The sequence below is a fragment of the Aeromonas sp. S12(2024) genome, from assembly GCF_041402305.1.
GTDB lineage: Bacteria > Pseudomonadota > Gammaproteobacteria > Enterobacterales > Aeromonadaceae > Aeromonas > Aeromonas veronii.
Map to the genome: position 1 here is coordinate 70,716 of NZ_JBGLRB010000017.1, position 25,805 is coordinate 96,520.

Below are 25,805 nucleotides of genomic sequence, written 5' to 3' on the forward strand. Positions count from 1 at the left end.
CTACCAATTTGGCCTGTAAGTCAGAGTAATTTCACTAATAAAAAGCCCCGTCAAGTTAATTGGCGGGGCTTGGCTATTTGGGGCATTCAGTATCTGGGATTACAGCGCTGGCAGCATTCCAAGGCTGACGCTGATCTGTACGCCGACAATCAGTAAGCCCATGGCGGCGGCCACTCCCAGCGCCACCACGCCACCCGGCGCGCGGTAGTGGTGGGCGGGGGCTTGCTTGCGGCTCTGCCACACCAGCGCCACCGGCAGCAGTACCGCGAGGATCGCCAGCGCAATGGCAGCGTAGCCGAGGGCCATGATAAAACCCTGCGGGAAGTAGAGGGCAAACAGCAATGGCGGCACAAAGGTGATAAGACCGGTCTGGGTGCGGCCCTGCCAGTTGTCCTTGCGGCGGGTTACCTTGGCCATAAAGTCGAACAGCCCCAGCGTCACCCCGAGGAAAGAGGTGGCGAGCGCCAGATCGGCAAACAGGTGCATCGCCTGATTAAACGCAGGCCAGCTCACCAGCTTGCCGACGTTGGCCAGCAGGCTGTCCAGCGCACCACCGGTTTGCAGCAGGGCTTGCTGGCCGAGCAGACCGAGGATCGCTACCTGCCACAGCACGTAGAGGATCAGCGGCAGGGCTGAGCCCCAGACAAAGACACGGCGCAACTGCTTGGGGCAGTCACCGAGGTAGAGCATCACACTCGGAATGGAGCCGTGAAAGCCGAACGAGGTGAAGATGACCGGCAGGCCCGCCAGCAACAGGCCCTGACCCAGCGGCATCGAGAGCAGATGCTGCCCTTCGGTGCGGGGCAGCAGCAACGCCAGCACCACCACCATGATCACCAGTTTGACGGTGAACATCAGCCGGTTGAGGTAATCCACCGAGCGGGTGCCGACACAGACCATGCCGCCAAACAGCAGGGTAAAGGCCCAGGCGGCCTGCTCCTGGCTGAGGGTCATGCCTGCATCGGCCAGCGCCTGTGCCAGCAGGCTGCTACCGCCGCTGATGTAGGCGGAGGCCAGCGAGTAGAACAGCATCAGGATACAGAAGGAGGCGATGCGCTTGCCCCAGGGGCCGAGCAGATGATCCGCCAGCTGGTGCAGGTACCACTTGCCGGTGTTGAGGCTCGCTTCTACTTGCAGCATGGCGGTGAAGGCCATCAGGGCCCAGAGGCCGACCATCAGCAGCAGGGTGGCGGGGCCGCCGAGGGAGGAGGAGGCCAGCGGCAGGGCCAGCATGCCGGCACCTATGGTGGTGCCGGCAATCAACAGGGTACAACCCAGAGTTTTGGTATTCATGTTATCCATCCGAACGTAGTGGTGTCAGTGCAAACAGGCGATGTCAGCATTGACGTCAACAAGAGGGGGCCAATTGGCGTTATCAGAAGGTGCCTCCGGGGATAGGGCCGGAGGCTAGCAATATCGGAACGGGAACATCTGTACCTAAAACCTGTCAGTTGTAAAAGATGGTTGCCACGTTAGCGGATCAAAATAGCGGAAACAACCCCTTTTATACGGATCTTGTGCTGGCTTGTGGCAACAAGTGGAAATAAATGATGACAGTGATGGCTAATTGCAGAAAAAATCACCGAAAAATGACTGGCAGGGGCTCATTGATACAGGTCAGCCAAGTGGTTGTTGCACGGATGGCGGAGTGCCTTGTCGTGGCGTTGGCGTTTAGTTGCGGGGTGAAAGGAGTGTGGAGGCCGGTTGTTTAGTCGGCCAGACGGTAGAGAAAGCAAAGCGGGCGGGTAGGGTTGTGGGGGAAAACAATAAGGCTGCCGATGCTGGCAGCCTTATTGTCATCTGTTCGCTTTACCCACCCATTGACAGCAAATCGGGTCTGCAGCGGTCAGGTTAGCGACGGCGCTTGAGGGTGCGGCTCACATAGTGCAGCCCGCTCTGGTATTCGCCGTTCACCGCCTTGAGCGCTAGCTCCAGCGCCTGGCTCGCCAGCGCGTCGTGCTGCTGGGGCAGGGAGTTGATGCCAAAGGGGAGGAAGTCAAGCAGGCGATCGTCCCCGAAGGTGGCCATGGCGAGCTGGCTCATATCGATCTCTTGTTCCAACAGGTAGTCGAGTACCCCCTCCATCAGGATATAGGAAGTAGTGATCAGCGCTTCGGGCAGCTGACCCAGCTGCTGGTGCAGATCCTTGATCAGGCGATACCCCTCAAGGCGGGAGAAGTGATCCCCCTCGCACAGATGGCGAGCCGCGCTGTGACTGGCGACCGCCTGCTCGAAACCCGCTTTGCGCTCCTGACTGATCGTGAGTGCTGGCAGCGCAGTGATCAAGGCGATATGGCGCAAGGTCGGGGTGAGCAGGGAGCTGGTGAGATCAAAGCTCGCTTTCTCGTTTTCACTGGCGACGGTGACGAACTTGTCGGCGGCCATCGCCCGGTCGATGGCGAGGATTTGGCTGCCCTGCGCCTGCAATTTACCGTAAAAGGGGTCGTCTGGCGGCAGGCAACTGGCCACCAGCAGGGCGTCCACATGGCGGCTCACCAGCATCTGGGCCAGCTCTTTTTCTGTGGCGGGCTCATCTTCCGAGCAGACGATGAGCAGCTGATAGCCCTGCGCCCGGGCCCCCTGTTCCAGCCGTTTGGCCAGCTTGGCGTAACTGGCGTTCTCAAGGTCGGGCAGGATAAAGCCGAGGGTCTTGGTCTGGCCGCCACGCAGGGAGGCGGCGCGGCTGTCAGGCTGGTAGTTGTGGGCGGTGACCACGGCCATCACCTTGTCGCGGGTGGCCTGACTGATGCGGTATTGGTCGGCCTTGCCATTGATCACATAGCTTGCCGTGGTGCGCGAGACACCGGCGAGGGCGGCGATTTCATCCAGTTTCATCATATTGGCTCTGTTTGAGTTGCAAGGCCCACGGTCACTGCCGGGTGAGGGCACCGAAAAGTGTGCGCGGGATCATATCATTGAAAAGCACTCTTTGTGGGTACTTGATCAATTCGCTGAAACGATTCAGTCTGAGTGTAAGTGAAACGATTCAGCCTGTCAGCAACGAAGAGACCCAGTGGCCTGAAAATCGGGCCCCGATCACAGTGAACCGTGTTCGGGTCTATTGTCAGCTGGCGAGTTATCCGAATGTTCAATTGTGACGTACCGGCGCGGCCGGAACCTGATGGAGAGTCTCTATGTTGAAGTTGGCGCGAGAGCAGATCTTGCTGGGACAGTCGGTGGCAACCAAGTCGGACGCCATTGCCCTGCTGGCAGGTAAACTGACCGAAGCCGGTCTGGTGGAAGCGGGCTATGTGGATGGGATGCTGGCCCGTGAAGTGCAGCATGCCACCTATCTTGGCAGCGGCATCGCCATTCCCCACGGCACCACCGATACCCGTCATCTGGTGAAGAGCACCGGCGTCATGGTGGCCCAGTTCCCCAATGGTATCGAGTGGGATGAAGGGCAGATCGCCTATGTCGCCATCGGCATCGCCGCCAAGTCCGACGAGCATCTGGGCATTTTGCGCCAGCTCACCCATGTGCTGGGTGACGAGCAGGCGGCAGCTCAGCTCAAAGAAGCCACCGATGCCGACACCATCATCAACATCCTGACCGGTGCCACTGCCGCCAAAGAGGTGCAATACCTGACCCTGGCTGACTTCCCGGCCGATGATCGCGACCAGTTGCTGCTGGGAGCAGCAGCCCGCGCCAAGTCTGCGGGCTGGGGCGATGCCGCCATGGTGAGCGCGCTGCTGGCAAGTGAACCCGCCTACCTGGGCGAGGGCGTCTGGCTGGCGCGGGCCAATGTTCAGCAAACAGCATCGGCCCAGACCGGTTGGGTGCTGGTCACCCCGAGTAGCGCTCTCACGGCAGGGGAGCTGCCGGTCAGCGCCATGCTACTGCTGTGCGCCGCAGATAGCGGCCATCTGCCGCAACTGGAGAATCTGGCCAAACTGGCGGCCGCTGGTCAGCTGGCAATGCTGGCGGGTGGCGAGGGGCTTGCCATGTTGCAGGCAGGGCCAGCGAGCGGTCTTAGTGAAACCTTCACCATCATCAACCCTCACGGCCTGCACGCCCGCCCGGGCGCCATGCTGGTCAAGGTGGCCAAAGAGTTTGAATCCGACATCCGGGTTGCCAATCTGGATGGCAGCGGCGAGGCGGTCTCCGCCAAGAGCCTGATGAAGGTGATCGGCCTTGGGGTCAAGTGCGGTCATCGTCTGGCATTTCGCGCCGAAGGGGCGGATGCCGAAGCCGCTCTCAAGGGGATCGGTGAGGCGATCGCCGCTGGTCTCGGCGAGGGGGCACACTGATGAAGATTGTCACCATTACTCTCAACCCTGCCCTTGATCTCACTACTCGCCTTGAGGCGATGAGCCTGGGTGAGGTGAATCTGGTGAGCGAGGCCAACTTGCGCGCGGCGGGCAAGGGGATCAACGTCGCCATGGTGCTCAAGGACTTGGGCCGCGAGGTGGGTGTGACCGGCTGGCTGGGCGCTGACAATGAACAGAGTTTTGTCTCCCTGTTTGCAGAGCGAGCGCTGGATGATCACTTTGTCCGTGTCGCGGGCAGCACCCGCATCAACGTCAAGATTTCCGAGCAATCCGGTCGGGTCACCGATCTCAACCTGCCGGGGCTCACCATCCAGCAAGGGGAGGTGAGCGCGCTGGAGCAGGCCATCGACGAGTTGGCTGCGCATGCAGAGTGGTTCGTGCTGGCGGGCAGCCTGCCCAAAGGGGTGGCCCCCGATTACTGCGCCCATCTGATCCGCCTGCTCAAGGCCAAGGACAAGCAGGTGATCTTTGATTGCAGCGGCGCGGCCTTAAGCGAAGGGATCAAGGCTGCGCCGACCTTGGTCAAACCCAATCTGGAGGAGCTCGGCCAGTGGGCGGGCCGCCCCATCAAGACCCTGAGCGAGCAGGCCGAGTGTGCCCGCGCGCTGCAGGCAAGCGGCATCCCCAATGTGGTGATCTCCAACGGCGCCGATGGCCTCATCTGGTTTGCCACAGATGCCGTCTGGCAGGCCATTCCGCCGCGGATGCAGGTGGTCAGCACGGTCGGTGCTGGCGATTCCCTGGTCGCCGGTCTTGCCCATGGTCTGAGCCTTGGCTGGGCGCCGGAGCAGACTCTGCGGCTGGCCACCGCCGTCTCGGCCTTGGCGGTCAGTCAGGTGGCGGTCGGCTTTGACGATATCAGTGTGCTCAACCCTTTACTTGAACAGGTGCGCGTAGAGCGTCTGGATGCGCTGGCACAAGTTCAATGCCATACCCCCTCAATGGAAAACTCAGGAGATGCCCAATGAAAGCAATCTTGGTTACGGCTTGCCCGGCGGGCATTGCCACCAGCTTTCTCGCTGCAAAACGGATAGAACAGCAGGCCAAACTGGCTGGCTGGGAACTCACCCTCGACGTCGGCTCCAGCGTGCAGCCCCGTCAGGTGCCGAACAAGGAGCAGATTGTCACCGCCGACCTGGTGCTGGTTGTCGCCAGTGCCCCGGTGGATCTCGCCGCCTATGATGGCAAGCGAGTCTATCAGGGCAGCATGGAGCTTGCCCTGCAGGATCCGGCAGCCTTGCTGGAAGCAGCCGACAGCGGCGCCAGCGTCTATCGTCATCAAGCCGTGCCCGCTGCCGCCAAACCGGCCGCCGCTGGCAAGCGCATTGTGGCGGTGACCGCCTGTCCGACCGGTGTGGCCCACACCTTTATGTCGGCAGAAGCGCTGGAGACGATGGCCAAACAGCTGGGTTATCAGATCCGCGTTGAGACCCAAGGCTCGGTCGGTGCCCAGAACGCCCTGACTGCCGAGGAGATTGCATCTGCCGATCTGGTATTCCTCGCCACCGATATCGAAGTGGACATGGCGCGCTTTGACGGTAAGCCGGTCTATCGTACCAGCACGGGCGCGGCATTGAAGAAAACCCGCGCCGAACTCGACAAGGCGTGGAACGAGGCGACACTCTATCGCCACAGCGGTGCCAGCCAGCCCAAGAAAGAGGAGAAGGCAGGCCCCTACAAGCATCTGCTGACCGGCGTCTCCTTTATGCTGCCCATGGTGGTGGCGGGCGGTCTTATTATCGCGCTCTCGTTCGTGTTCGGTATCGAGGCGTTCAAGGTGGAAGGCACTCTGGCCGCCGCCCTGATGAAGATCGGTGGTGGCTCAGCCTTTGCCCTGATGATCCCGGTGCTGGCCGGCTACATTGCCTACTCCATCGCTGACCGTCCGGGTCTCGCTCCCGGCATGATCGGCGGTATGCTGGCAAGCTCGCTGGGTGCCGGTTTCCTCGGTGGCATCGTGGCCGGTTTTCTGGCCGGTTACAGCGCCAAGTACCTGAGCGACAAGGTGCGCCTGCCGACCACCCTGGAAGCGCTCAAGCCCATCCTGATCATTCCGTTGGTGGCCAGCCTCTTTACCGGTCTGGTGATGATCTACGTAGTGGGTGGTCCGGTGGCTGGCATCATGAATGCCATGACAGAGTTCCTCAACAACATGGGCTCTGCCAACGCCGTGCTGCTGGGTGTGATCATCGGGGCCATGATGTGCTTTGACATGGGCGGCCCGGTCAACAAGGCGGCTTACGCCTTCGGTGTCGGCCTGCTGGCCTCCAAAACCTACGCCCCGATGGCAGCGGTGATGGCCGCTGGTATGGTACCGGCACTGGGCATGGGCATCGCCACCTTCTTGGCCCGCACCAAGTTCATCAAGGCGGAGCAGGAAGCGGGCAAGGCCTCCTTCGTACTGGGACTGTGCTTTATCTCCGAGGGGGCCATCCCATTTGCCGCCAAGGATCCGATGCGCGTCATCCCGGCCTGTATGGTTGGTGGCGCCCTGACCGGTGCGCTCTCCATGCTGTTTGGCTGCGAGCTGATGGCGCCCCACGGCGGTCTGTTCGTGCTGTTCATCCCGCATGCCATCAGCAACGTCATGATGTATATCGTGGCGATTGCGGCAGGCTCGCTGCTGACCGGTGTTTCCTACGCCATGCTCAAGCGCGGCGAAGAGCAGGCCAAGCTGGCCACGGCCTGATAGCTCATCCTCGATAACAGAAGATGATCAATGCCGCCCGGTTGCAAAGCCGGGCGGCATTTTTATATGCCTTTTAAACAGAATCGTTGAGCAGCGGTTACTGAAGTCTCGCGTATCAGGGCCAGCGTCAGGCTCAGTTTCAACACTTAATTGTGTGGGGAAGGGCCGTAACCAATATCCCGTGTATAGATTGTGCTGCCGCTAGGATAGGGGGAACTGGCGAACTTTCGGGAAGCAAATCTGTATCAGCGACAGTTACCTATATGTACATCTGTGTAGATGCAACCTGAGTTGATCATCAGTTGAACAAGACTTGAGGCTGGTTTGCTTTATGTCGACCCCCCCATTTCTGCGAAAGGAGGATTCAGGTTTCGGTACAACCGAATGCCTTGGTTGGCAAGCATGCATTGAACCAGAGGGTTCCATATCAAATGAATCTTGAACCCCACACCAGCCCATTGCAGACCGTCATATATACAACTATTTGTATGCCAACAAACAAAGTTTTAAGCAGACAAAATCAATTCGCAACATGCTGAACATAGAAGTAGAAAATGGACTTTCACTGTTACGTCAAAAAGTAAACACAAGTTAACTCAGTGTTCAGTGATAGAGAGATAACAGACAAAGCGGTTTTGCCGAGCATAGGTATTAATGTGTATGTGAGTGCACAGGGGAAAAGAGAAATAAAAAAGCCACACCGGTTGGTGTGGCTTTTGTTTAGGGGGTCAACCCGGGTTGCTTAGGGGCGACCGGCCGGGCAGGTGGCCACGTTGACGGCGGCAGTGCTGCCACCATGACGACCTGATGTGCTCACTTCGTTGCGTACCAGCGGCGGGTAGTTAACCGGCTCACGAGCAGGAAGGGCAGGGGCTTCGGCAGGGGTTGCCATTGGGGCGGATGCTTTGCGGGCACGAGCCAGCAGGCCAGCACCGTGAGCTACCTGTTTGGTCACGACCGGAGTCTCTTCCACCGCAACGGCAGCGACAGAAGCCGGGGCTTCGACAACCGCAACTGGCATTTCGACTGCAGCCGGTACAGCTTCTACGACAGAGGGGCTGACAGCAGGGGCTTCTTCAACAACCGGAGCGGTTTCAACCACGGTAGCGGCAGTCTCGTCTACAGCGGTAGCGGTGACAACGGCAACTTCCGGCTCTGCTGCAACCACGACTTCTGCGACAGCTGCAACAACCGAGCTAGCGGTCACATCGGTTTGAGTTGCTTCAACCTGGGCAGCAGCCTGCTCGGCAGCTTCTTCAGCAACGGCTTCGACAACCACATGCTCGGTCAGTGCCGCAGAGGCTTGCAGGGCAGCTGCTACGGCTTCAGCGCTCGGGATGGTGACAACAGGCACTACCGGCTCTTCAACCTGCGCTTTGGCGATATCGGCCTGGGCGGCGGTAGTCAGAGTAGGCTCGGCTTGTTGCTCTTCATCACGCTGGCTACGTGCTTCTTCATTAATACGCTTGCGACGTTGGCCTTCGATGCGCTGGCTGCGCGGAGTACGGCGTGAACGGCGCTGGCCTTCACTCTGCTCTTCCTGCTCGTTACCCACGCTAGCATCGATCACTTCAGCTTGCGCGGGTACTTCGTCAACCGGCAGGGCAGGGGTGTCAGCAGCGGCGACATCGACGCGGATCTGCTTGCGCAGTTGGCGACGTTCGCGGCGCTCGGCCACTTTCTGCTCTTTCTCCTGACGTGGCTGGGCGGCAGCTGCATCAACGGCGTCTACCGCGTCAACAACGACTTCGGCGCGCGGCTCACGGGGAGCACGAGGTTCACGGGCTGGACGTGGCGCACGTTCCTGGCGCGGCTCGCGAGGTTCGCGCTCCTGACGGGGTTCACGTTCCATGCGCTGTTCGCTGCGCACTTCACCACGAGCTTCACGCTCCTGACGAGGCTCGCGCTCTTTACGTGGACGGCGATTGCGGTTTTCACCAGCTTCGCGGTTGCCACCTTCACGCTTCTCGCCAGCTTCCGCATTGTTGCGGTTGCCACGATTGTCATCACGACGAGGACGCTGACCACGGCCACGGCCTTCTTCGCGCTGGTGACGTTGACCTTCATCCTTGCGTGCTTCACGAGCAGCAGGTTTCTCGGCGGGCGCTTTCACGTCGGCAGGGGCAGCATCGCTGCTGAACAGGCCGGTAATGCCTTTGATCAGCTTGCTGAAGAAGCCGGCTTCGGCAGGGGCCGCAGCAACGGGAGCCGCCGGCTGTTGCGGTGCAACAGGGGCCGGTTGTGCCGGTTGGGCAAAGCCTTGCAGCAGCGGTTGCTCACGCTCGATCACCTGAGCTTGCTTCGGTTGGTAGACCGGCTTGGCAATCTCGGTTTTCAGCTCGTAGCTGGCCGCTTCCGGGATCTCGTTCTGACGAATACGAGTTACTTCGTAGTGCGGGGTTTCCAGATGCTGGTTCGGAATGATGTAAACACGCACATCATTGCGCTGTTCCAGACTGGCGATGGCAGCACGCTTCTCGTTAAGCAGATAGGCGGCCACATCCACCGGCACCTGGCCGTGAACCTGCTCGGTGTTGTCCTTCATGGCCTCTTCTTCGATGAGACGCAGGATGGACAGGGCGAGGGATTCGTTGTCACGGATCACGCCTTGACCCTGGCAACGAGGGCAGATGTGGCTGCTGGACTCGTTGAGTGAAGGGCGCAGACGCTGGCGAGACATCTCCAGCAGACCGAAACGGGAGATACGACCCAGCTGGATGCGGGCGCGATCCTGATGAACCGCTTCACGCAGACGGTTTTCTACTTCGCGCTGATGGCGAACCGGCGTCATGTCGATGAAGTCGATAACGATCAGGCCACCCAGGTCGCGCAGACGCAATTGACGGGCAATTTCGTCGGCCGCTTCCAGGTTGGTTTGCAGCGCAGTCTCTTCGATATCGCCGCCCTTGGTGGCGCGGGAGGAGTTGATATCGATGGAGGTCAGCGCTTCGGTCGGATCGATAACGATGCTGCCGCCGGAGGGGAGACGCACTTCACGCTGGAAGGCTGATTCAATCTGGCTCTCAATCTGGAAGTGGTTGAACAGGGCAACTTCACCCTTGTACAGCTTCACGCGGTTGAGGAAATCGGGACGTACCAGCTCGATATGGGCCTTGGCGCGTTCGAAAATCACCGGATTGTCGATCAGGATCTCGCCCACATCGCGACGCAGATAGTCACGGATGGCACGCACGATGACGTTGCTTTCCTGGTGGATCAGCACCGGCGCAGCGCGCTCCTGAGAGGCCTTGTGGATGGAGTCCCAGTGGTTGAGCAGGACGTTCAAATCCCACTCCAGCTCTTCTGGCGACTTGCCCACACCTGCGGTACGTACGATCAGGCCCATGCCTTCCGGCACGGTCAATCCGCTCAGGGCTTCTTTCAGCTCAGTCCGCTCATCACCCTCGATGCGGCGGGAGATACCACCGGCACGGGGGTTGTTGGGCATCAGTACCAGGTAGCTACCTGCCAGGCTGATAAAGGTGGTGAGGGCTGCACCCTTGGTGCCACGCTCTTCCTTGTCGATCTGGACGATAACTTCCTGACCTTCGCGGACCACTTCTTTGATGTTGGGACGACCCTGATAGGAGTAACCGGAGGGGAAGTAATTGCGGGCGATCTCCTTCAACGGCAGGAAACCGTGGCGCTCGGCGCCGTAATCAACAAAAGCAGCTTCAAGGCTGGGTTCTACGCGGGTGATCTTACCCTTGTAAATGTTCGCTTTCTTCTGCTCGTGTCCCGGACTTTCAATATCCAAATCGTAGAGCTGTTGTCCGTCAACCAGCGCTACGCGCAACTCCTCTTCTTGAGTTGCGTTGATAAGCATTCTTTTCATTGAGTTCTCATTATTGTGTCATTTTGATTTCCTCCATCTGGGTCCTGCCAGCGCCGGCCTCGGGTCTTCAGCATACTGGGGCAACCTCCCGGTTGGGGTATGCATGAGGCGCAAACTAAGGGCGTTCTGGTCATCACTTCTCGAGAAGGAATGAATAAGGATGCCGAAATGGAGACAAATAAACGGTGATGTTTGTGTTCTCCATGCGTTGTACCTCGCACCCGGGAACCGTCATGTTCTTGTATACACGGTGTTTCGGGATTGGGTGGCATACTTTTTGGCCACTTAGTACAAGGCTTGAACACAATGACAAAACCTTGTTTATTATCCCATTTAAACCTCTTTTATAGCAAGGCGCCATTTTTCAACAAACCATGCAGCCAAGGGGCGCTGGCAGTGTTAAAATCCGCGCCATGACACAGATACAACAACAAGTGCAGCTGCTCACCATCGAAGCTGAGCATGACGGGCAGCGCATCGACAATTTTCTCAAGACTCAGCTAAAGGGCGTCCCCAAGAGCCTGATCTATCGCATCCTTCGTAAAGGCGAAGTGCGAGTAAACAAAAAGCGCATCAAACCGGAGTACAAACTCTGCGCAGGCGATGAGGTGCGGGTTCCTCCCGTGCGCGTTGCCGAGAAGAATGAGCTGCCTTCGGCAAACCTCGGTGTTATCCAGCGTTTGGAGAGCCAGATCCTGTTCGAAGACGATGCCTTGATCGTGCTGAACAAGCCCTCCGGCATGGCCGTACACGGTGGCAGCGGCCTGAGCTTTGGCGTGATAGAAGGGCTCCGAGCCCTGCGGCCTGAAGCCCGCTTCCTCGAACTGGTTCATCGACTGGATCGCGACACCTCCGGCGTGCTGCTGGTTGCCAAGAAGCGCAGCGCCCTGCGCAGCCTGCATGAGCAGTTGCGCGTCAAGACCATGCGCAAACAGTATCTGGCGCTGGTGCGTGGCAAGTGGCAGGCTCACGTCAAGGTGGTTAATGCGCCGCTGCGCAAAAACGATCTGCAATCCGGTGAACGGGTAGTACGGGTCAGTGCCGATGGCAAGCCCTCCGAAACCCGGTTCCGCATCGTGCGTCAATTTGCCGAAGCGACTCTGGTCGAGTGCAGCCCCATCACAGGCCGAACTCACCAGATCCGCGTGCACACCCTGCATGCCGGTCACCCGATCGCCTGTGACGATAAGTACGGTGAAGCGGCGTTTGACGAGAAAATGCGCAGCCAAGGGCTAAAACGGCTCTTTTTGCATGCCTGGAAGCTCAGCTTCACCCATCCGGCCGATGGTCGCGAGATGCAGGTAGAAGCGCCGCTGGCACCTGAACTCGACAACTTCCTCAACGACTTGCCACGCTGATGCAGGATATCCGGCTCGCCATTTTCGATTGGGACGGTACTCTGATGGATTCGGTGGGCCGAATTGTGGCCTGTGTACAGGGGGCCGCCAGAGATTGTGTGCTGGCGGTACCTTCACCAGCCCAGATCCGGCAGATCATCGGATTGAGCCTCGATGTCGCCATGTCCCGTCTGTTCCCCTTATGCAGTGGCAGTGGCGCCACCAGCGGTGAGCGCCAGATTGCCGCACTCATCGATCGCTATCGTCATCACTATCTGCACGATGCCACCCCCAGCCCGTTGTTTTCCGGGGCAGGGGAGTTGCTGCATGATTGGCGGTCACGAGGGCTGCAACTGGCCGTCGCTACCGGCAAATCACGCCGTGGGCTGGATCGGGTATTGGATGAGACCGGACTGCGCCCGTTGTTTGTAACCAGTCGCGGGGCCGATGAGGCTCGCTCCAAGCCTGATCCGCTGATGCTTGAGCAGATCCTGGACGAGCTGGGGCTGTCACCCCGGCAGGCCGTCATGATCGGCGACTCTGTTCACGATATGGCGATGGCCGAGGCGATCGCCATGCCGCGTATTGGTGTCACCTGGGGGGTGGATAGCCGCGATGCCCTCAGTCGTCACGGGCCAGTGGCGGTGGTGGATTCTATGGCGGCTCTTCGCGGGCTGTTATAGACGCCTCTCTTTAAGAGACATCGATCTGATTGATAACAGAAGCCCGGTCTATTGACCGGGCTTTTTATATGCTCGATCTAGCTTATCTATTCGTCCGCGATCAGGGCAGGGCAATACCGTGGCGCTCCAGCAGTTCGATCAGGCCGATCAGTGGCAGACCAATCAAGGCGTTAGGATCGCGCCCTTCCAGCTCCGTGAACAGCACGATCCCCATCCCTTCGCATTTGAAACTGCCCGCACAATCGAGGGGCAGTTCAGCCTCTACATAGCGGCGAATGGCGGATTCGTCGAGATCGCGAAAGTGGACCGTAAATGGTTCAATCAATTGATGAATCTCATTGGTTGCAGCGTTAAGTACGCACAGCCCGGTGTAAAAGGTGACGCTGCGACCTTGAGTCGCCATCAGCTGGGCGATGGCATTGTCGATGGTGCCCGGTTTGCCGAGGATGTGATTATCGCAGACACACACCTGATCAGATCCGATGATCAAACCGTGATCACGATGTTGGGCGATGGCATCAGCCTTGGCACGAGCCAGTCTGGCCACTAGCGCCTCGGCGGATTCGCCAGCCAGCGGGCGTTCATCCACATCGGGCGCGGCACATTCAAAGGGGAGGCCGAGCTTCTCCAGCAGGGCTTTGCGATAGCGAGAAGTTGAGGCGAGGATCAGATTCTGTGGCATAATCAGGTACCGATGAAAGCGAGTACCGGCATTCTAGGGACTTGTGAGCTTAAAATCATCGGCGGTAAGGACTTTTTCCTTTGACTATCAGTTGTTGGACCTATATTATTCGCGCCCTATGCAAAAGGTGAAGTTGCCCGTTAAGGTTGATCCAGTCCGTAGTGCCTTGAAGCTGCTCGATTACATCGGGATAGTGGAAAAGTCGCAGATGCCCAGGCTGGAGGAATCAACCGCTGGCTTGCAGAGTGATATCGATGTATCACTGCACTTTGGCAAAGATGTCCAGAAGTTGACCGTTATGAAAGGCACTGCCCATGCCAAGGTTGACCTGGTTTGCCAACGTTGCGGAGAGACATTCGAACACCTCTGTGAAGCTGAATTTATCTACACTCCGCTGTTCGAAAGAACAAACGAGGAAGAACTGCCGGAAGCTTATGAGCCCATTGAGTTGGACGAAAACGGCGAGATAGATCTTCATCAAATCCTGGAGGATGAACTCATCCTCTCGTTGCCTCAAGTCGCAATGCATTCTCTGGATGCATGCCCGAGAGGAAACATGGAGATGACCTGGGGTGAAATCGAACCTGCTGATGAGCGGCCGAATCCCTTTGCAGTTCTTGAAGAGCTTAAACGTAAGTGAATTTAGGAGTTAGCCTACAATGGCCGTACAACAGAACCGTAAAACCCGTGCCAAGCGTGGCATGCGTCGTTCCCACGATGCGCTGACCACCGCTGCCCTGACTGTTGATCAGACCAGTGGCGAAATTCATCGTCGTCACCACGTGACTGCCGATGGTTTCTACCGCGGTAAAAAGGTAATCGCTTAAGGATTGCCTTTGTCTACGCAAACTGTCGCGCTAGACATCATGGGGGGAGATATTGGCCCCTCGGAAACAGTGCCTGCCGCCGTGCAGGCACTGTCTCTTTTACCCCAGCTAAAACTGATCCTGGTCGGCGACCAGCACCAGACCTCTTCTCTGCTGCAGCAACATGGCTTGCTGAATCATCCCCGTGTTCGTTTCGTACATGCATCCCAGGTAGTTGGCATGGGCGATAAACCGATCGTGGCGTTGCGAACTCTGAAAGACTCCTCCATGCGGGTGGTACTCAATCTGGTGAAAGCCGGTGAGGCCGATGCCTGCGTCAGTGCTGGCAATACCGGTGCGTTGATGGCGATGGCCAAGTGCGTGCTCAAATCCCTGCCTGGGGTAGACAGACCAGCCCTCATCAAGGCGTTGCCAACATTGAGTGGCAAACGTACCGTGATGCTGGATCTTGGCGCCAACGTCAGTTGCGATGCGGATACCTTGCTGCAGTTTGCGGTGATGGGCTCCGTCGTGGCCGAAAAGGTAGAAGGCATTGCATCCCCCCGTGTTGCCTTGCTCAACATCGGCGAGGAGGAGATCAAGGGCAACGATCTGGTGCGCCACAGCGCCGAATTGTTGCGTCAGTGCCACGCGCTCAATTATGTCGGGTTCGTCGAAGGGGATCGCATCTTCAGCGGCGACAGCGACGTGATCGTCTGCGACGGTTTTGTCGGCAATGTCGCCCTCAAGACGGCAGAAGGGGTGGTGCGGATGATGGCCCAGCTGGCCGGATATCCCCGCAAGAAACGCACTTTTCTTGGCCGGATCGCCGGATTTATGTTCAAACGGCGTTTTTCTTACCTGAACCCCGACCAGTATAACGGGGCAAGTCTGTTAGGATTGCGCGGCATTGTGGTAAAAAGTCATGGGCGGGCCGAACGGCGCGCTCTGTGTAATGCGATCCTGCTGGCCGCACAAGAGGCCAAACATCAACTTCCACTGCAAATAGCAGATCGCCTTGAAGCTGTCTTCTCTGACAGGGATCTATAAGAACTCTATGCATAGCAAAATTCTGGGTACTGGCAGCTACCTGCCGAGTTCAGTGCGTACCAACGCCGATCTCGAGCAGATGGTTGAGACCAGTGATGAGTGGATCGTGGAACGCACCGGTATCCGTGAGCGCCGTATTGCCGGGGCTGACGAAACCGTTGCCACCCTCTCTTACCAGGCCGCCCTGCGCGCCCTGGATGCAGCCGGCTTGACCGCTGTCGATCTCGATATGATAGTGCTGGCCACCACCAGTGCTGAAAATGCTTTCCCGGCTGCCGCCTGCGAGCTGCAGGGGCTGCTCGGCGTACCGGGCATCCCTGCCTTTGACGTGGCTGCTGCTTGCGCAGGCTTCACCTACGCACTCTCCATTGCCGATCAGTTCGTCAAATCCGGCGCCGCCCGCCATGTGCTGGTCGTCGGGGCCGATGTACTCTCCCGCATGTGCGATCCACAAGATCGCGGCACCATTATTCTGTTTGGTGATGGGGCAGGGGCTGTGATTGTCGGTGCCAGCGAGACGCCGGGTATCCTCTCTACCCATCTTCATGCCGACGGCCGTTATGGCGAGCTGCTCAAGCTGCCGCACCCTCGTCGCGGCATGCCGGGTGCCGAGCTCGAAGCCTACATGTATATGAAGGGCAACGATGTCTTCAAGGTCGCGGTCACCCGTCTGAGCGAGATCGTAACCGAAACGCTGACCGCTGCTGGCATCGAGCCGAGCGAGCTGGATTGGCTGGTGCCGCATCAGGCCAACTTCCGCATCATCAGCGCCACCGCCAAGAAGCTCGGTATGAGCCTCGATAAAGTGGTGCTGACCCTCGACAAGCACGGCAATACCTCTGCCGCGTCCGTCCCTGTCGCTTTCGACGAAGGGGTGCGGGATGGCCGGATCAAACCGGGTCAGCTGGTACTGCTGGAAGCCTTTGGTGGCGGTTTCGCCTGGGGCTCGGCGCTGGTTCGCCTCTGATCTTCGGCGGGATGGTGCGCCCATCATCCCGTCACCGATTTCATTTTTGTCTTATCTAAAAGGAATCAATGATGACCCAATTTGCCATTGCCTTCCCGGGACAAGGTTCCCAGTCCGTTGGCATGCTGGCCGAGCTGGCCGAACAACATGCCGTGATCAAGGAGACCTTCGCCGAGGCGAGTCAGGTGCTGGGTTATGACCTGTTTGTCCTGGTGATGGATGGTCCGGTTGAAGATCTGAACAAAACCTGGCGCACCCAGCCTGCGCTGCTGACTGCCTCTGTCGCCCTGTGGCGCCTGTGGCAACAGCTGGGTGGGGCAACGCCTGCCATGATGGCGGGTCACAGCCTGGGTGAGTACTCCGCGCTGGTTTGCAGCGGCGCACTCGATTTTGCCGATGCGGTCAAACTGGTCGAGCTGCGTGGTCTGGCCATGCAGGAAGCGGTACCGGAAGGCACCGGCGCCATGGCGGCCATCATCGGTCTGGATAACGAATCCATCGCCGCCAACTGCGAAAAAGCGGCACAAGGGCAGGTCGTCTCTCCGGTCAACTTCAACTCCCCGGGCCAGGTAGTTATCGCCGGTCACAAAGAGGCCGTTGAGCGAGCCAACGTGCTGATGAAAGAGTCGGGCGCCAAGCGTGCGCTGCCGCTGCCGGTCTCCGTGCCGTCTCACTGCGCGCTGATGAAACCTGCCGCAGAAAAACTGGCAGCTGCGCTGGACGGGATCGAGATCAAGGTTCCAACCATCGCTGTCATCAATAATGTCGACGTATCCTGTGAACAGGATCCGGCCGCCATCAAGCAAGCGCTGGTACGTCAGCTGTTCAGCCCGGTTCGTTGGACCGAGACTGTCGAGCGGATGGCCAACGAGGGGGTTACCCTCGAGATCGAGATGGGACCGGGCAAAGTGTTGACCGGGCTCGCCAAGCGCATCGACAAGCGCGTGGAAGGTATTCACGCCAACGATGCCGCCTCTTTCGAGCAGGCGCTGGCCCAGATCAAGTAAACAGGAGCAAGTGATGAGCTTTACCGATAAGGTTGTGTTGGTGACCGGTGCCAGTCGTGGCATCGGCCGTGCGATTGCCGAAACATTCGTGGCCCGTGGCGCGAAAGTGGTCGGTACGGCGACCAGCGAGAGCGGTGCCGAGGCGATCAGCGCCTATCTGGGTGACAATGGCTGCGGCATGGCACTGAACGTGACCAGCCAGGAATCCATCGAAGCCGTCTTCGCCGCCATCAAGGCGCGCTTTGGCGACATCGACATCCTGATCAACAACGCGGGGATCACCCGTGACAACCTGTTGATGCGGATGAAAGATGACGAGTGGAACGAGATCATCGATACCAATCTGACCTCGCTTTACCGTCTGAGCAAACCGGTGTTGCGTGCCATGATGAAGAAACGTCACGGTCGCATCATCAGCATTGGCTCCGTGGTGGGAACCATGGGCAATGCCGGTCAGGTCAACTATGCTGCCGCCAAGGCCGGTCTGGTTGGTTTTACCAAATCGTTGGCGCGGGAGGTGGCATCCCGTGGTATCACAGTGAACGCGGTTGCTCCCGGTTTCATCGAAACCGACATGACCCGTGCCCTGAATGACGATCAACGTGCCGGCATCATGAGTCAGGTGCCTGCCGCCCGTTTGGGTGATCCAAAAGAAATTGCCGCAGCTGTGGTATTCTTGGCTTCTGATGAAGCAGCCTATATCACCGGCGAAACCCTGCATGTTAATGGCGGGATGTACATGGTGTAATCAATTTGTCGTAAGATCTGTTCAAATTTGCGATAGTACGCCGAAGTTTGGCACATTTCGTGGTTTGACCAGCGGCAAGCTACTTGCAAACTCACGTTAATTGAATAAACTACCCCAACCAGACGCAAATAGCGTATTTTTAAAGGAAAATTCAGGTCATGAGCAACATCGAAGAACGCGTAAAGAAAATCATCATCGAACAACTGGGTGTTAAAGAGGAAGACGTTAAGAACGCTGCCTCCTTCGTCGACGACCTGGGCGCTGACTCTTTGGATACCGTTGAACTGGTAATGGCGCTGGAAGAAGAATTCGATACCGAAATTCCTGATGAAGAAGCCGAGAAGATCACCACTGTTCAAGCGGCTATCGACTACATCACCGCTAATCAGGAATAAGTTCCTGTTCTGAAAGAAGCGGCCCAAGGGCCGCTTCTTTTGTATTTGTTCCCTTTCAAAACACCTCTCGGAGACTACCTCAGTGTCAAAACGCAGAGTCGTGGTGACCGGCTTGGGGATGCTTTCCCCGGTGGGTAACACTGCCGAATCCAGCTGGCAAGCACTGCTCAACGGGCAGAGCGGCATTTCCCTTATCGAACATTTTGATGCCAGCGAGTTTGCAACCCGCTTCGCAGGTCTGGTCAAGGATTTCGATCCCGAGCAGTACGGTATCAACCGTAAAGACGCTCGCAAGATGGATCTCTTCATTCAATACGGCATCGCGGCCGGTATGCAGGCGCTGGATGATTCCGGCCTGACCATTAATGAAGAAAATGCCGAACGTGTCGGCGTGGCGATTGGCTCCGGTATCGGCGGTCTGGGTCTGATTGAACAGAACCACGAAAGCCTGGTTAACGGCGGCCCGCGCAAGATCAGTCCCTTCTTCGTTCCGTCCACCATCATCAATATGGTGTCCGGTCATCTCTCCATCATGAAAGGTCTGCAAGGGCCGAACATCGCCGTGACGACCGCCTGTACCACTGGTACCCATGCCATCGGCATGGCGAGCCGGATGATCGCTTACGGCGATGCCGACGTGATGGTCGCCGGCGGTGCCGAGAAAGCCTCCACCGCGATGGGGATGGGTGGCTTCGCTGCCGCCAAGGCACTCTCCAACCGCAACGACGAGCCGCAAAAAGCGAGCCGTCCGTGGGATAAAGATCGCGATGGTTTCGTGCTGGGTGACGGTGCCGGTGTACTGGTGCTGGAAGAGTACGAACACGCCAAGGCCCGTGGCGCCAAGATCTACGCCGAGCTGGTCGGTTTTGGTATGAGCGGTGACGCGTACCACATGACTGCGCCTCCTGCAGATGGCAACGGTGGCGCTCGCGCCATGAAAAATGCCATCAAGGATGCCGGCATTGCCCCCGAGCAGATTGGTTACATCAACGCGCACGGTACCTCCACCCCGCTGGGTGATGTGGCTGAACTGCGTGGCATGAAGTCGGTGTTTGGTGAGCACGCCAAATCCCTGATGGTCAGCTCCACCAAGTCCATGACCGGTCACCTGTTGGGCGCCGCCGGTGCCATCGAGGCGATCATCACAGTGTTGGCCCTGCGTGATCAGGTGGCTCCGCCCACCATCAACCTGGACAACCCGGATGAAGAGTGCGACCTGGATCTGGTACCCCATGTGGCCAAGCCAGGCAGCTTCGAGTACGCCCTTTCCAACTCGTTTGGTTTTGGCGGCACCAATGGCTCACTGATCTTCAAACGCGTATAATTTGCCGCAGGGCAAAGACACAGGCCCGATACTGCCGGTATCGGGCCTTTTTTATCGGAGGGATCCCTTTGCTTATCAATGGCATGAAGCTTGATACCATCTCGGCCCATGATCGGGGGCTGGCCTATGGTGACGGTCATTTTACCACCATGGCGGTCAGGGAGGGTCACGTGTTGCAGTGGCCAGCCCATCTGGCACGGTTGCAGCTGGCCAACAACCGGCTGGGATTGGTTGAACCGGACTGGGGTCTCCTGACCCGGGAGGTTGAAGAGATGGTGGCCGACCAGCCACAATGCGTGGCCAAAGTGATCCTGACCCGAGGCGAGGGGGGGCGGGGCTATGATGGCAGCGGATGTCAGCACACAACCCGGATTGTCACTCTGGCGCCATTTCCCACTCACTATGGTCAGTGGCAACAGGAGGGGATCGAGATGGTGGTGTGCCGCCAGCGGATCGGTGATGCGCCTATGCTGGCCGGGCTTAAAACCTTGAATCGTCTGGAGCAGGTATTGCTGAAAAGCGAACTTGTCAGCCGAAATGCAGTCGAAGGGATAGTGCTTAACAGTCGTGGTTTTCTGATTGAAGGGGTCAGTGCCAATCTGTTTTGGCGTCGGGGCAAGACGGTGTTTACGCCCGATCTCGCCCGCGGTGGTGTCGATGGCATCATGCGTCGCCAGGTGATGGCGATGTTGAAACAGATGAGTATTGAGTTGCGTGTGGTAGAGGCTCCGCTGGAGTCACTATGGCAGGCGGAAGAGGTGTGGCTCACCAATACCCTGATGGGGGTCGTGCCGGTCAATGGCATCGAGGATATTCACTATCCCCCAGCGGTATTGAGTCGCCGTTTACAGGAGCGTTTGGTCATTGAAGTTTAATCGGCTTTACACCCTGCTCGCGGGGGCGGCACTGACGGTAGCCGCTGCCGGGGGCTATGTACATTACAAATGGCAACAGGTAGAGACGCTCACCAACAAGGGGCCGACCCGGCTCTTTACGGTGGAGAAGGGCGCCCATGCGGCGCGCCTCATTGCCGAACTGGGTGAGGGGGAAACCAGCCCCTGGGCGGTGCGGCTCTGGCTGCGCAGCCATCCCGAACTGGTGGCCATCAAATCGGGCACCTACGAAATCAAGGAAGGGGCCCCTCTCAAGGAGACCCTCTCACTGTTCGCATCGGGCAAGGAGTTTCACTTTAGCCTCACCTTCGTCGAAGGTTCCCGTTTCGAGGATTGGCAGAAGCAACTCTCCAGTGCCCCATACCTTGAGCGATTGACCGTCGAGCAATCCGAAGCCGACCTGGCGCAGGAGCTCGGCATCGAGAATGGCAAGCTGGAGGGGTGGTTCCTGCCGGAAACCTATGCCTATACCACCCATGCCAGCGATCTCTCGATCCTGCGTCGCGCCCATCAGGATATGGAGACTTTCCTGCAGCAGAGCTGGGAGAAACGTCAGGCCAACCTGCCTTACAAGACCCCCTACGAGGCGTTGATCATGGCCTCCATCATCGAGAAAGAGACCGGCCAGCCGGACGAGCGGGCGCAGATCGCCTCGGTGTTTGTCAATCGTCTGCGTCTGGGCATGAAGTTGCAAACCGATCCCACCGTCATTTACGGGGTGAAGGATCGCTACGATGGCAACATTCGCCGCAGCGATCTGACCGACAAGAATCCCTACAACACCTATGTGATCGACGGTCTGCCGCCCACGCCTATCGCCATGCCGGGCAAGGCCTCCATCGAAGCAGCGCTCAACCCCAAGTCGACCGATTATCTCTACTTTGTCGCCAAGGGGGGCGGTGCCCACTATTTCTCCAAGACCCTCGATGAACACAATCGGGCGGTTCGCGAATACATATTGAAGAAACCCTAATGTCAAAATTTATTGTGATCGAAGGATTGGAAGGGGCAGGGAAGAGCTCGGCCGTGCGTTATGTGACCGACTATCTGCAGCGCCATGGCATCAACCGGATCGAGTGCACCCGCGAGCCGGGTGGTACGCCGCTAGCCGAGCGGATGCGGGCCATCGTCAAAGAGGTGCACGACGAGCGCCTCACCATCGAGGCTGAATTGCTGCTGATGTATGCCTCCCGGGTACAACTGGTGGAGACCCGCATCAAGCCGGCACTGGCCAACGGTGTCTGGGTGGTGGGGGATCGCCACGATCTCTCCTCCCAGGCCTATCAGGGTGGCGGCCGTGGTATCGATGCCCAGCTTATCGGTGCCATCAAGCAGGCGGTGCTCGGCAACTTCAAGCCGGATCTCACACTCTATCTCGATATCGATCCCGCCCTTGGCTTGCAGCGCGCGCGCCATCGCGGCGAGCTGGATCGCATCGAACTGGAGCAACTGAGCTTCTTCGAGCGTACCCGAACTCGTTATCTCGAACTGGCCGCCAAGGATGATTCCATTGTGGTGATCGATGCGGCGCAAACGCCGGAACAGGTCAAAGCTGCTATCGAGCTTGCATTGGATCACTATCTGTCAAACGAGCGCCTATGTATCCCTGGCTGATCCCCGACTGGCATGCCCTGAGCCAGACTGCCCAGTCCGGTCGTCTCGGCCACGCCTGGTTGTTGCTCGGCGATCCCGGTCTTGGCAAAGAACAGCTGGCCGAGCGGTTGGCGCGTCTGCATCTTTGTCAGCAACCGGATCGCGGAGAGCCGTGCGGCCACTGCCACTCTTGCCAGCTGTTTGACAAGGGCAACCACCCGGATCTCGGCACCATCACCCGCGACAGCAAGACCATCGGGGTCGAGGCCATTCGCGAGATCTGCACCCGGCTGCAGGGATCTGCCCAGCTCGGCCGTGGCAAGGTGGTGATCATTCCAGATGCGGAGCGGATGACCGAATCGGCGGCCAACGCCCTGCTGAAAACCCTGGAAGAGCCGGCCGGCGACAGCTTGCTGTTGCTGATTGCCTCCCAGGTTTCCCGGCTGCTCCCTACCATTCTTAGTCGCTGTCACAAACATGTCTGTCAGTTGCCTGCGGAAGGGGAAACTGTACGCTGGTTGGCAGAGCAGGGTCATCAGGCCACTCTGGCTCAGGTGCGGATCTGTCAGGGGGCACCGCTGCGGGTACTCGACTATATCGAGCAGCAACAGGACAGTACTCGCCGTGAACTGCTGGAACAGTTTGTCGCTCTGAGTCAAAGTCCGGCCAAGGCGACGGCTTTGTGCAGCCAGCTTGGTCAGGAGACACAGATCAGGTTGCACTGGTTGCAGCTCTTCTTGTGCGATGCCCTGAAAACCCAGGCCGGATGTGGTCACCATCAGCTGGCAATGCCTGATCTGGCCATCTTGAGTCAACGTTTGGCGGAGCAGCACTCCAGCGAAAAACTGCTGGAGGCAGAACAAGATCTTGTTGCCCTGAAAGCGGCATGCCAGCCGGGTCAGCTCTCCAATCCCACCATCCATCTGATGAACTGGCTCAGTCGCTGGTTATAAGTACCGACAAGCAGAAAGGTTTTATATGTTACTCGTTGATTCCCACTGTCATCTCGATCGCCTCAGCTATGGTAGCAAGCAGACCAGCATGGCCGATGTGCTGGCCAAGGCCACGCAACTGGACGTGGGATATTTTCTCTGTGTCAGTGTGACTCAGGCACAGTTCCCGACCATGCTCGAGGCGATCGCTCCCTATCCCCAGGTATTTGCCTCTTGCGGGGTACACCCGCTCAATCAGGAACCCGGGGTGGATGCAGCCTTGTTGCTGACTCAGGCGGCGGACGAAAGAGTGATCGCCATCGGTGAGACCGGGCTCGACTACTTCTACTCCCCCGAGAACAAGGAAGTGCAGCAAGCTTCTTTCCGCGAACATATCCGGGTTGCTCGCGCGCTGAACAAGCCGCTGATCATCCACACTCGCGATGCCCAGCAAGATACCTTGCAGATCATGCGCGAAGAGGGCGCGGATCAGGTCGGCGGTGTGCTGCACTGCTTCACTGAATCCCTCGAGATGGCGCAAGCAGCGATGGCGATGGGGTTCTATATCTCCATCTCCGGGATCGCCACCTTCAAAAATGCGTCTGCACTGCAAGAGGTGGTCAAGGCACTTCCCCTCGACAGATTGCTGGTCGAAACCGACTCACCCTATCTTGCCCCCGTGCCGCATCGGGGGAGGGAGAACGAACCCGCCTTTGTGCGAGACGTTGCGCAGTTTATTGCCGATCTGCGTCATATTCCGCTTAATGAATTGGCAGAAGCCACCAGCCGGAATTTCTTTGAACTGTTCAAGCTGGCGAAAAAATAATCCCCAAGCCCCGTTATTCGGGGCTTTTTAATTTTCAAATGCCAAGCTAATTACCCACCTGAATATCAACATCGAGCTACGTTATCTCTCACTTCTTCCTGCCAATTTTACTTTTTCGTTTCTGCTAAACTGGGTCGAATGATATTCCTATGTTTCCTTTATTCAGCGTGGTCAAAGGGTATTGAAATAAGATGTTCTAAAGTATCGATAATATTCATTATCGATACTTGATGTATGGGAAGGATCCTGTAAGATCCTCTCAAACTTCATATGAATCATAGAGTTCCGTGGCATATCCAACCTTGTCCAATCCGGCTCATCAGTCACTGCAGACTGTTTTCGATGCACAGCTAAATAGTCGGGCACGCCGCTTTTTGCGCAGTGCAAAAGCGGATTCCACCCTCAATGCCTATCAGGCGGATACCCGTATTTTTGTCTTCTGGTGTCAATTGCACGGGCTGGATCCACTGCAAACCACCCATCACGACATCATGAATTTTCTCGCTGATCAGGCTGACGGCGTATTGGCCGACTGGATATGGCTGGATAAAGAGGAGGGGAAGGGAGAGCTGCGTAATGGCGAGCCTCGAAAACCGGCAACCCTGGTGAGACGGCTTGCCGGGATCCGTTATGCCTTCAAGCAGAAAGGCATTCATCCCATGCCCACCGAACATCCCGAAATCAAGGAGATGATGCGCGGCATTGTCAGGTTGGGGGATAACCGTAAACACAAAACCGGCGCCCTGACGCTGCAACCATTGACCCAGGTGCTTGATGGCATCGACACCGGTGATCTGGCTGGTTTGCGTGATCACACCCTGCTGCTCTTGATGTTCAGTGGCGCCTTGCGCCGCTCGGAAGCAGCCCGAATTGAAGTGAGCGATCTCGATTTTGTGGGGCAGGGGATCCGCCTTCGCCTCAAACCGAGCAAGCATCAGCTGCATGAAACCGAGATAGCCTTGATTCCGGGCAAACACTATTGCCCCGTGTCGGCACTGCAAAAATGGCTACACAAAAGCCGGATCAGCGAGGGGCCGCTGTTTCGACGCATGAATCGTTGGGGGCAACTGATGGCCGAACCACTCGGCCCCCAGGGCATCAATCTGATGATCAAGCGCCGAACCGGCCAAACTATTGACGATCTCTACGTCAGTGGCCATAGCCTGCGTCGCGGGTTCATTACCTCGGCGGTGACTGCCGGCAAGCCGATGAACAAGATCATAGAAGTGACGCGCCACAAGGATATGCGGACCCTGCAGGAGTACTTCGATGACGCCCATAAGTTCTCCGATCATGCGCTCGATGGTTTGCTTTGATATGACTGCGTTACTGCATATTTTATGTTAAATGATATCTTGTTGATCTGATGATATATTTGTCGCGCAGCCAGTAGCCCAAAGGGGAAGGGCATCTTCCAATGGATAATGGCATGTGATGAGAGCTAACAAACTCGGAAACGTAATATCGCAAGGACATATGAGCCAAGAAATGACAGTGCGTGAAGAGCAAGAGGCGGGGCCCCAAAACAATGCCGAGCGGCAGCGCCAACATGTAAAACGCAAGCAGGAGACCCATACCCGGCTGCAATGCTGGATCAGCAATCGCCACGCCGAACGATTGGCCGCACTGGGTCTTCATCTCGAAGACAGTCAGGCATCACTCATCGAGCAGGCGATCGATCTGCTCTACCAACATGAGCTGGGTAGAGAACCTCCGTTTGAAAACAGAGTCGCCACACAGGTCGAAGAGACTGTTGAATAGACACAA

General features: G+C 57.9%; 24 protein-coding genes. 20 read left to right on the top strand and 4 right to left on the bottom strand.

The genetic code is table 11. The features are described 5' to 3' along the window. Positions 1–99: 99 nt before the first annotated feature. Positions 100–1,293 carry an aromatic amino acid transport family protein gene (locus ACB035_RS15995; RefSeq protein ID WP_120414244.1) on the bottom strand — a complete coding sequence of 398 codons (1,194 nt, stop codon included), beginning with the start codon at positions 1,291–1,293 and terminating at the stop codon, positions 100–102. Between the two features lie 558 nt (positions 1,294–1,851). Continuing rightward, positions 1,852–2,838 carry a catabolite repressor/activator gene (gene cra, locus ACB035_RS16000; protein ID WP_227273624.1) on the bottom strand — a complete coding sequence of 329 codons (987 nt, stop codon included), beginning with the start codon at positions 2,836–2,838 and terminating at the stop codon, positions 1,852–1,854. 296 nt (positions 2,839–3,134) lie between these two features. Between cra and fruB the strand changes: the two genes are divergently transcribed. Genes fruB through fruA form a run of 3 tightly spaced genes read left to right on the top strand, consistent with a single transcriptional unit; the run spans position 3,135 to position 6,960 of the window. Then, entirely contained in the window at positions 3,135–4,250 is a 1,116-nt protein-coding gene (gene fruB / locus ACB035_RS16005) for a fused PTS fructose transporter subunit IIA/HPr protein (RefSeq protein ID WP_371167677.1), read from the top strand. Continuing rightward, positions 4,250–5,239 carry a 1-phosphofructokinase gene (pfkB, locus tag ACB035_RS16010; RefSeq protein ID WP_371167678.1) on the top strand — a complete coding sequence of 330 codons (990 nt, stop codon included), beginning with the start codon at positions 4,250–4,252 and terminating at the stop codon, positions 5,237–5,239. Before fruB ends, pfkB begins: the two co-directional genes overlap by 1 nt. Then, complete coding sequence (gene fruA, locus ACB035_RS16015) at positions 5,236–6,960, top strand: PTS fructose transporter subunit IIBC (RefSeq protein WP_371167679.1); 1,725 nt, start codon at positions 5,236–5,238, stop codon at positions 6,958–6,960. Before pfkB ends, fruA begins: the two co-directional genes overlap by 4 nt. A gap of 742 nt (positions 6,961–7,702) precedes the next feature. Here fruA and rne read toward each other — a convergent pair. Next, positions 7,703–10,795 (bottom strand): ribonuclease E, encoded by a 3,093-nt coding sequence (gene rne / locus ACB035_RS16020; RefSeq protein ID WP_371167680.1) that lies wholly within the window; start codon positions 10,793–10,795, stop codon positions 7,703–7,705. Positions 10,796–11,208: 413 nt separating this feature from the next. On the opposite strand from rne, the gene rluC reads away from it, so the two are divergent. Both rluC and ACB035_RS16030 read left to right on the top strand, forming a co-directional pair. Further along, entirely contained in the window at positions 11,209–12,153 is a 945-nt protein-coding gene (rluC, locus tag ACB035_RS16025) for a 23S rRNA pseudouridine(955/2504/2580) synthase RluC (RefSeq protein WP_371167681.1), read from the top strand. Next, positions 12,153–12,815 carry an HAD family hydrolase gene (locus ACB035_RS16030; RefSeq protein ID WP_371167682.1) on the top strand — a complete coding sequence of 221 codons (663 nt, stop codon included), beginning with the start codon at positions 12,153–12,155 and terminating at the stop codon, positions 12,813–12,815. Before rluC ends, ACB035_RS16030 begins: the two co-directional genes overlap by 1 nt. Positions 12,816–12,915: 100 nt before the next feature. On the opposite strand, the gene ACB035_RS16035 is transcribed toward ACB035_RS16030, so the two are convergent. Further along, positions 12,916–13,497, bottom strand: a complete 582-nt coding sequence (locus ACB035_RS16035; protein WP_371167683.1) for a nucleoside triphosphate pyrophosphatase — start codon at positions 13,495–13,497, stop codon at positions 12,916–12,918. Between the two features lie 118 nt (positions 13,498–13,615). On the opposite strand from ACB035_RS16035, the gene yceD reads away from it, so the two are divergent. The 15 genes from yceD to ACB035_RS16110 all read left to right on the top strand — a co-directional run bounded on the left by yceD (position 13,616) and on the right by ACB035_RS16110 (position 25,799). Further along, the gene (gene yceD / locus ACB035_RS16040; RefSeq protein WP_013723766.1) at positions 13,616–14,137 is read left to right on the top strand and encodes a 23S rRNA accumulation protein YceD; all 522 of its coding nucleotides are present in this window, start codon (positions 13,616–13,618) and stop codon (positions 14,135–14,137) included. 19 nt (positions 14,138–14,156) lie between these two features. After that, a complete protein-coding gene (rpmF, locus tag ACB035_RS16045; RefSeq protein ID WP_005300935.1) occupies positions 14,157–14,324 on the top strand; it encodes a 50S ribosomal protein L32 in 168 nt (55 codons plus the stop codon). A 9-nt stretch (positions 14,325–14,333) separates the two neighbouring features. Continuing rightward, a complete protein-coding gene (gene plsX, locus ACB035_RS16050; RefSeq protein WP_005351844.1) occupies positions 14,334–15,353 on the top strand; it encodes a phosphate acyltransferase PlsX in 1,020 nt (339 codons plus the stop codon). Positions 15,354–15,360: 7 nt separating this feature from the next. Beyond that, on the top strand, positions 15,361–16,320 hold the full coding sequence (locus ACB035_RS16055) for a beta-ketoacyl-ACP synthase III (protein ID WP_371167684.1): 960 nt from the start codon (positions 15,361–15,363) through the stop codon (positions 16,318–16,320). A 71-nt stretch (positions 16,321–16,391) separates the two neighbouring features. Further along, entirely contained in the window at positions 16,392–17,327 is a 936-nt protein-coding gene (gene fabD, locus ACB035_RS16060; RefSeq protein ID WP_371167702.1) for an ACP S-malonyltransferase, read from the top strand. Between the two features lie 13 nt (positions 17,328–17,340). Continuing rightward, entirely contained in the window at positions 17,341–18,075 is a 735-nt protein-coding gene (fabG, locus tag ACB035_RS16065) for a 3-oxoacyl-ACP reductase FabG (RefSeq protein WP_005351850.1), read from the top strand. A 158-nt stretch (positions 18,076–18,233) separates the two neighbouring features. Further along, on the top strand, positions 18,234–18,470 hold the full coding sequence (gene acpP / locus ACB035_RS16070; protein ID WP_005300909.1) for an acyl carrier protein: 237 nt from the start codon (positions 18,234–18,236) through the stop codon (positions 18,468–18,470). Positions 18,471–18,552: 82 nt separating this feature from the next. After that, entirely contained in the window at positions 18,553–19,794 is a 1,242-nt protein-coding gene (fabF, locus tag ACB035_RS16075) for a beta-ketoacyl-ACP synthase II (protein WP_371167685.1), read from the top strand. 68 nt (positions 19,795–19,862) lie between these two features. After that, entirely contained in the window at positions 19,863–20,669 is an 807-nt protein-coding gene (gene pabC / locus ACB035_RS16080) for an aminodeoxychorismate lyase (protein WP_128815970.1), read from the top strand. Then, positions 20,659–21,660, top strand: a complete 1,002-nt coding sequence (gene mltG / locus ACB035_RS16085; RefSeq protein ID WP_005333156.1) for an endolytic transglycosylase MltG — start codon at positions 20,659–20,661, stop codon at positions 21,658–21,660. Before pabC ends, mltG begins: the two co-directional genes overlap by 11 nt. Continuing rightward, on the top strand, positions 21,660–22,301 hold the full coding sequence (gene tmk, locus ACB035_RS16090) for a dTMP kinase (protein ID WP_158111388.1): 642 nt from the start codon (positions 21,660–21,662) through the stop codon (positions 22,299–22,301). The genes mltG and tmk overlap by 1 nt, the downstream gene beginning before the upstream one ends. Next, positions 22,286–23,233: a DNA polymerase III subunit delta' gene (gene holB / locus ACB035_RS16095; protein WP_236380578.1), complete on the top strand. Its 948-nt coding sequence runs from the start codon at positions 22,286–22,288 to the stop codon at positions 23,231–23,233. Before tmk ends, holB begins: the two co-directional genes overlap by 16 nt. A 25-nt stretch (positions 23,234–23,258) precedes the next feature. Then, entirely contained in the window at positions 23,259–24,038 is a 780-nt protein-coding gene (locus ACB035_RS16100; protein WP_371167686.1) for a TatD family hydrolase, read from the top strand. Positions 24,039–24,325: 287 nt separating this feature from the next. Further along, the gene (locus ACB035_RS16105) at positions 24,326–25,354 is read left to right on the top strand and encodes a site-specific integrase (protein WP_371167687.1); all 1,029 of its coding nucleotides are present in this window, start codon (positions 24,326–24,328) and stop codon (positions 25,352–25,354) included. 160 nt (positions 25,355–25,514) lie between these two features. Further along, positions 25,515–25,799, top strand: coding sequence for a RepB family protein (locus ACB035_RS16110; RefSeq protein WP_041235150.1), 285 nt, complete (start codon positions 25,515–25,517; stop codon positions 25,797–25,799). Positions 25,800–25,805: the final 6 nt, after the last annotated feature.

Bases quoted from the DNA above. Each gene is read 5' to 3' on its own strand.
- ACB035_RS15995 (WP_120414244.1), bottom strand. From the start codon at position 1,293: ATGAATACCAAAACTCTGGGTTGTACCCTGTTGATTGCCGGCACCACC.
- cra (WP_227273624.1), bottom strand. From the start codon at position 2,838: ATGATGAAACTGGATGAAATCGCCGCCCTCGCCGGTGTCTCGCGCACC.
- fruB (WP_371167677.1), top strand. From the start codon at position 3,135: ATGTTGAAGTTGGCGCGAGAGCAGATCTTGCTGGGACAGTCGGTGGCA.
- pfkB (WP_371167678.1), top strand. From the start codon at position 4,250: ATGAAGATTGTCACCATTACTCTCAACCCTGCCCTTGATCTCACTACT.
- fruA (WP_371167679.1), top strand. From the start codon at position 5,236: ATGAAAGCAATCTTGGTTACGGCTTGCCCGGCGGGCATTGCCACCAGC.
- rne (WP_371167680.1), bottom strand. From the start codon at position 10,795: ATGAAAAGAATGCTTATCAACGCAACTCAAGAAGAGGAGTTGCGCGTA.
- rluC (WP_371167681.1), top strand. From the start codon at position 11,209: ATGACACAGATACAACAACAAGTGCAGCTGCTCACCATCGAAGCTGAG.
- ACB035_RS16030 (WP_371167682.1), top strand. From the start codon at position 12,153: ATGCAGGATATCCGGCTCGCCATTTTCGATTGGGACGGTACTCTGATG.
- ACB035_RS16035 (WP_371167683.1), bottom strand. From the start codon at position 13,497: ATGCCACAGAATCTGATCCTCGCCTCAACTTCTCGCTATCGCAAAGCC.
- yceD (WP_013723766.1), top strand. From the start codon at position 13,616: ATGCAAAAGGTGAAGTTGCCCGTTAAGGTTGATCCAGTCCGTAGTGCC.
- rpmF (WP_005300935.1), top strand. From the start codon at position 14,157: ATGGCCGTACAACAGAACCGTAAAACCCGTGCCAAGCGTGGCATGCGT.
- ACB035_RS16055 (WP_371167684.1), top strand. From the start codon at position 15,361: ATGCATAGCAAAATTCTGGGTACTGGCAGCTACCTGCCGAGTTCAGTG.
- fabD (WP_371167702.1), top strand. From the start codon at position 16,392: ATGACCCAATTTGCCATTGCCTTCCCGGGACAAGGTTCCCAGTCCGTT.
- fabG (WP_005351850.1), top strand. From the start codon at position 17,341: ATGAGCTTTACCGATAAGGTTGTGTTGGTGACCGGTGCCAGTCGTGGC.
- acpP (WP_005300909.1), top strand. From the start codon at position 18,234: ATGAGCAACATCGAAGAACGCGTAAAGAAAATCATCATCGAACAACTG.
- tmk (WP_158111388.1), top strand. From the start codon at position 21,660: ATGTCAAAATTTATTGTGATCGAAGGATTGGAAGGGGCAGGGAAGAGC.
- holB (WP_236380578.1), top strand. From the start codon at position 22,286: ATGTATCCCTGGCTGATCCCCGACTGGCATGCCCTGAGCCAGACTGCC.
- ACB035_RS16100 (WP_371167686.1), top strand. From the start codon at position 23,259: ATGTTACTCGTTGATTCCCACTGTCATCTCGATCGCCTCAGCTATGGT.
- ACB035_RS16110 (WP_041235150.1), top strand. From the start codon at position 25,515: ATGAGCCAAGAAATGACAGTGCGTGAAGAGCAAGAGGCGGGGCCCCAA.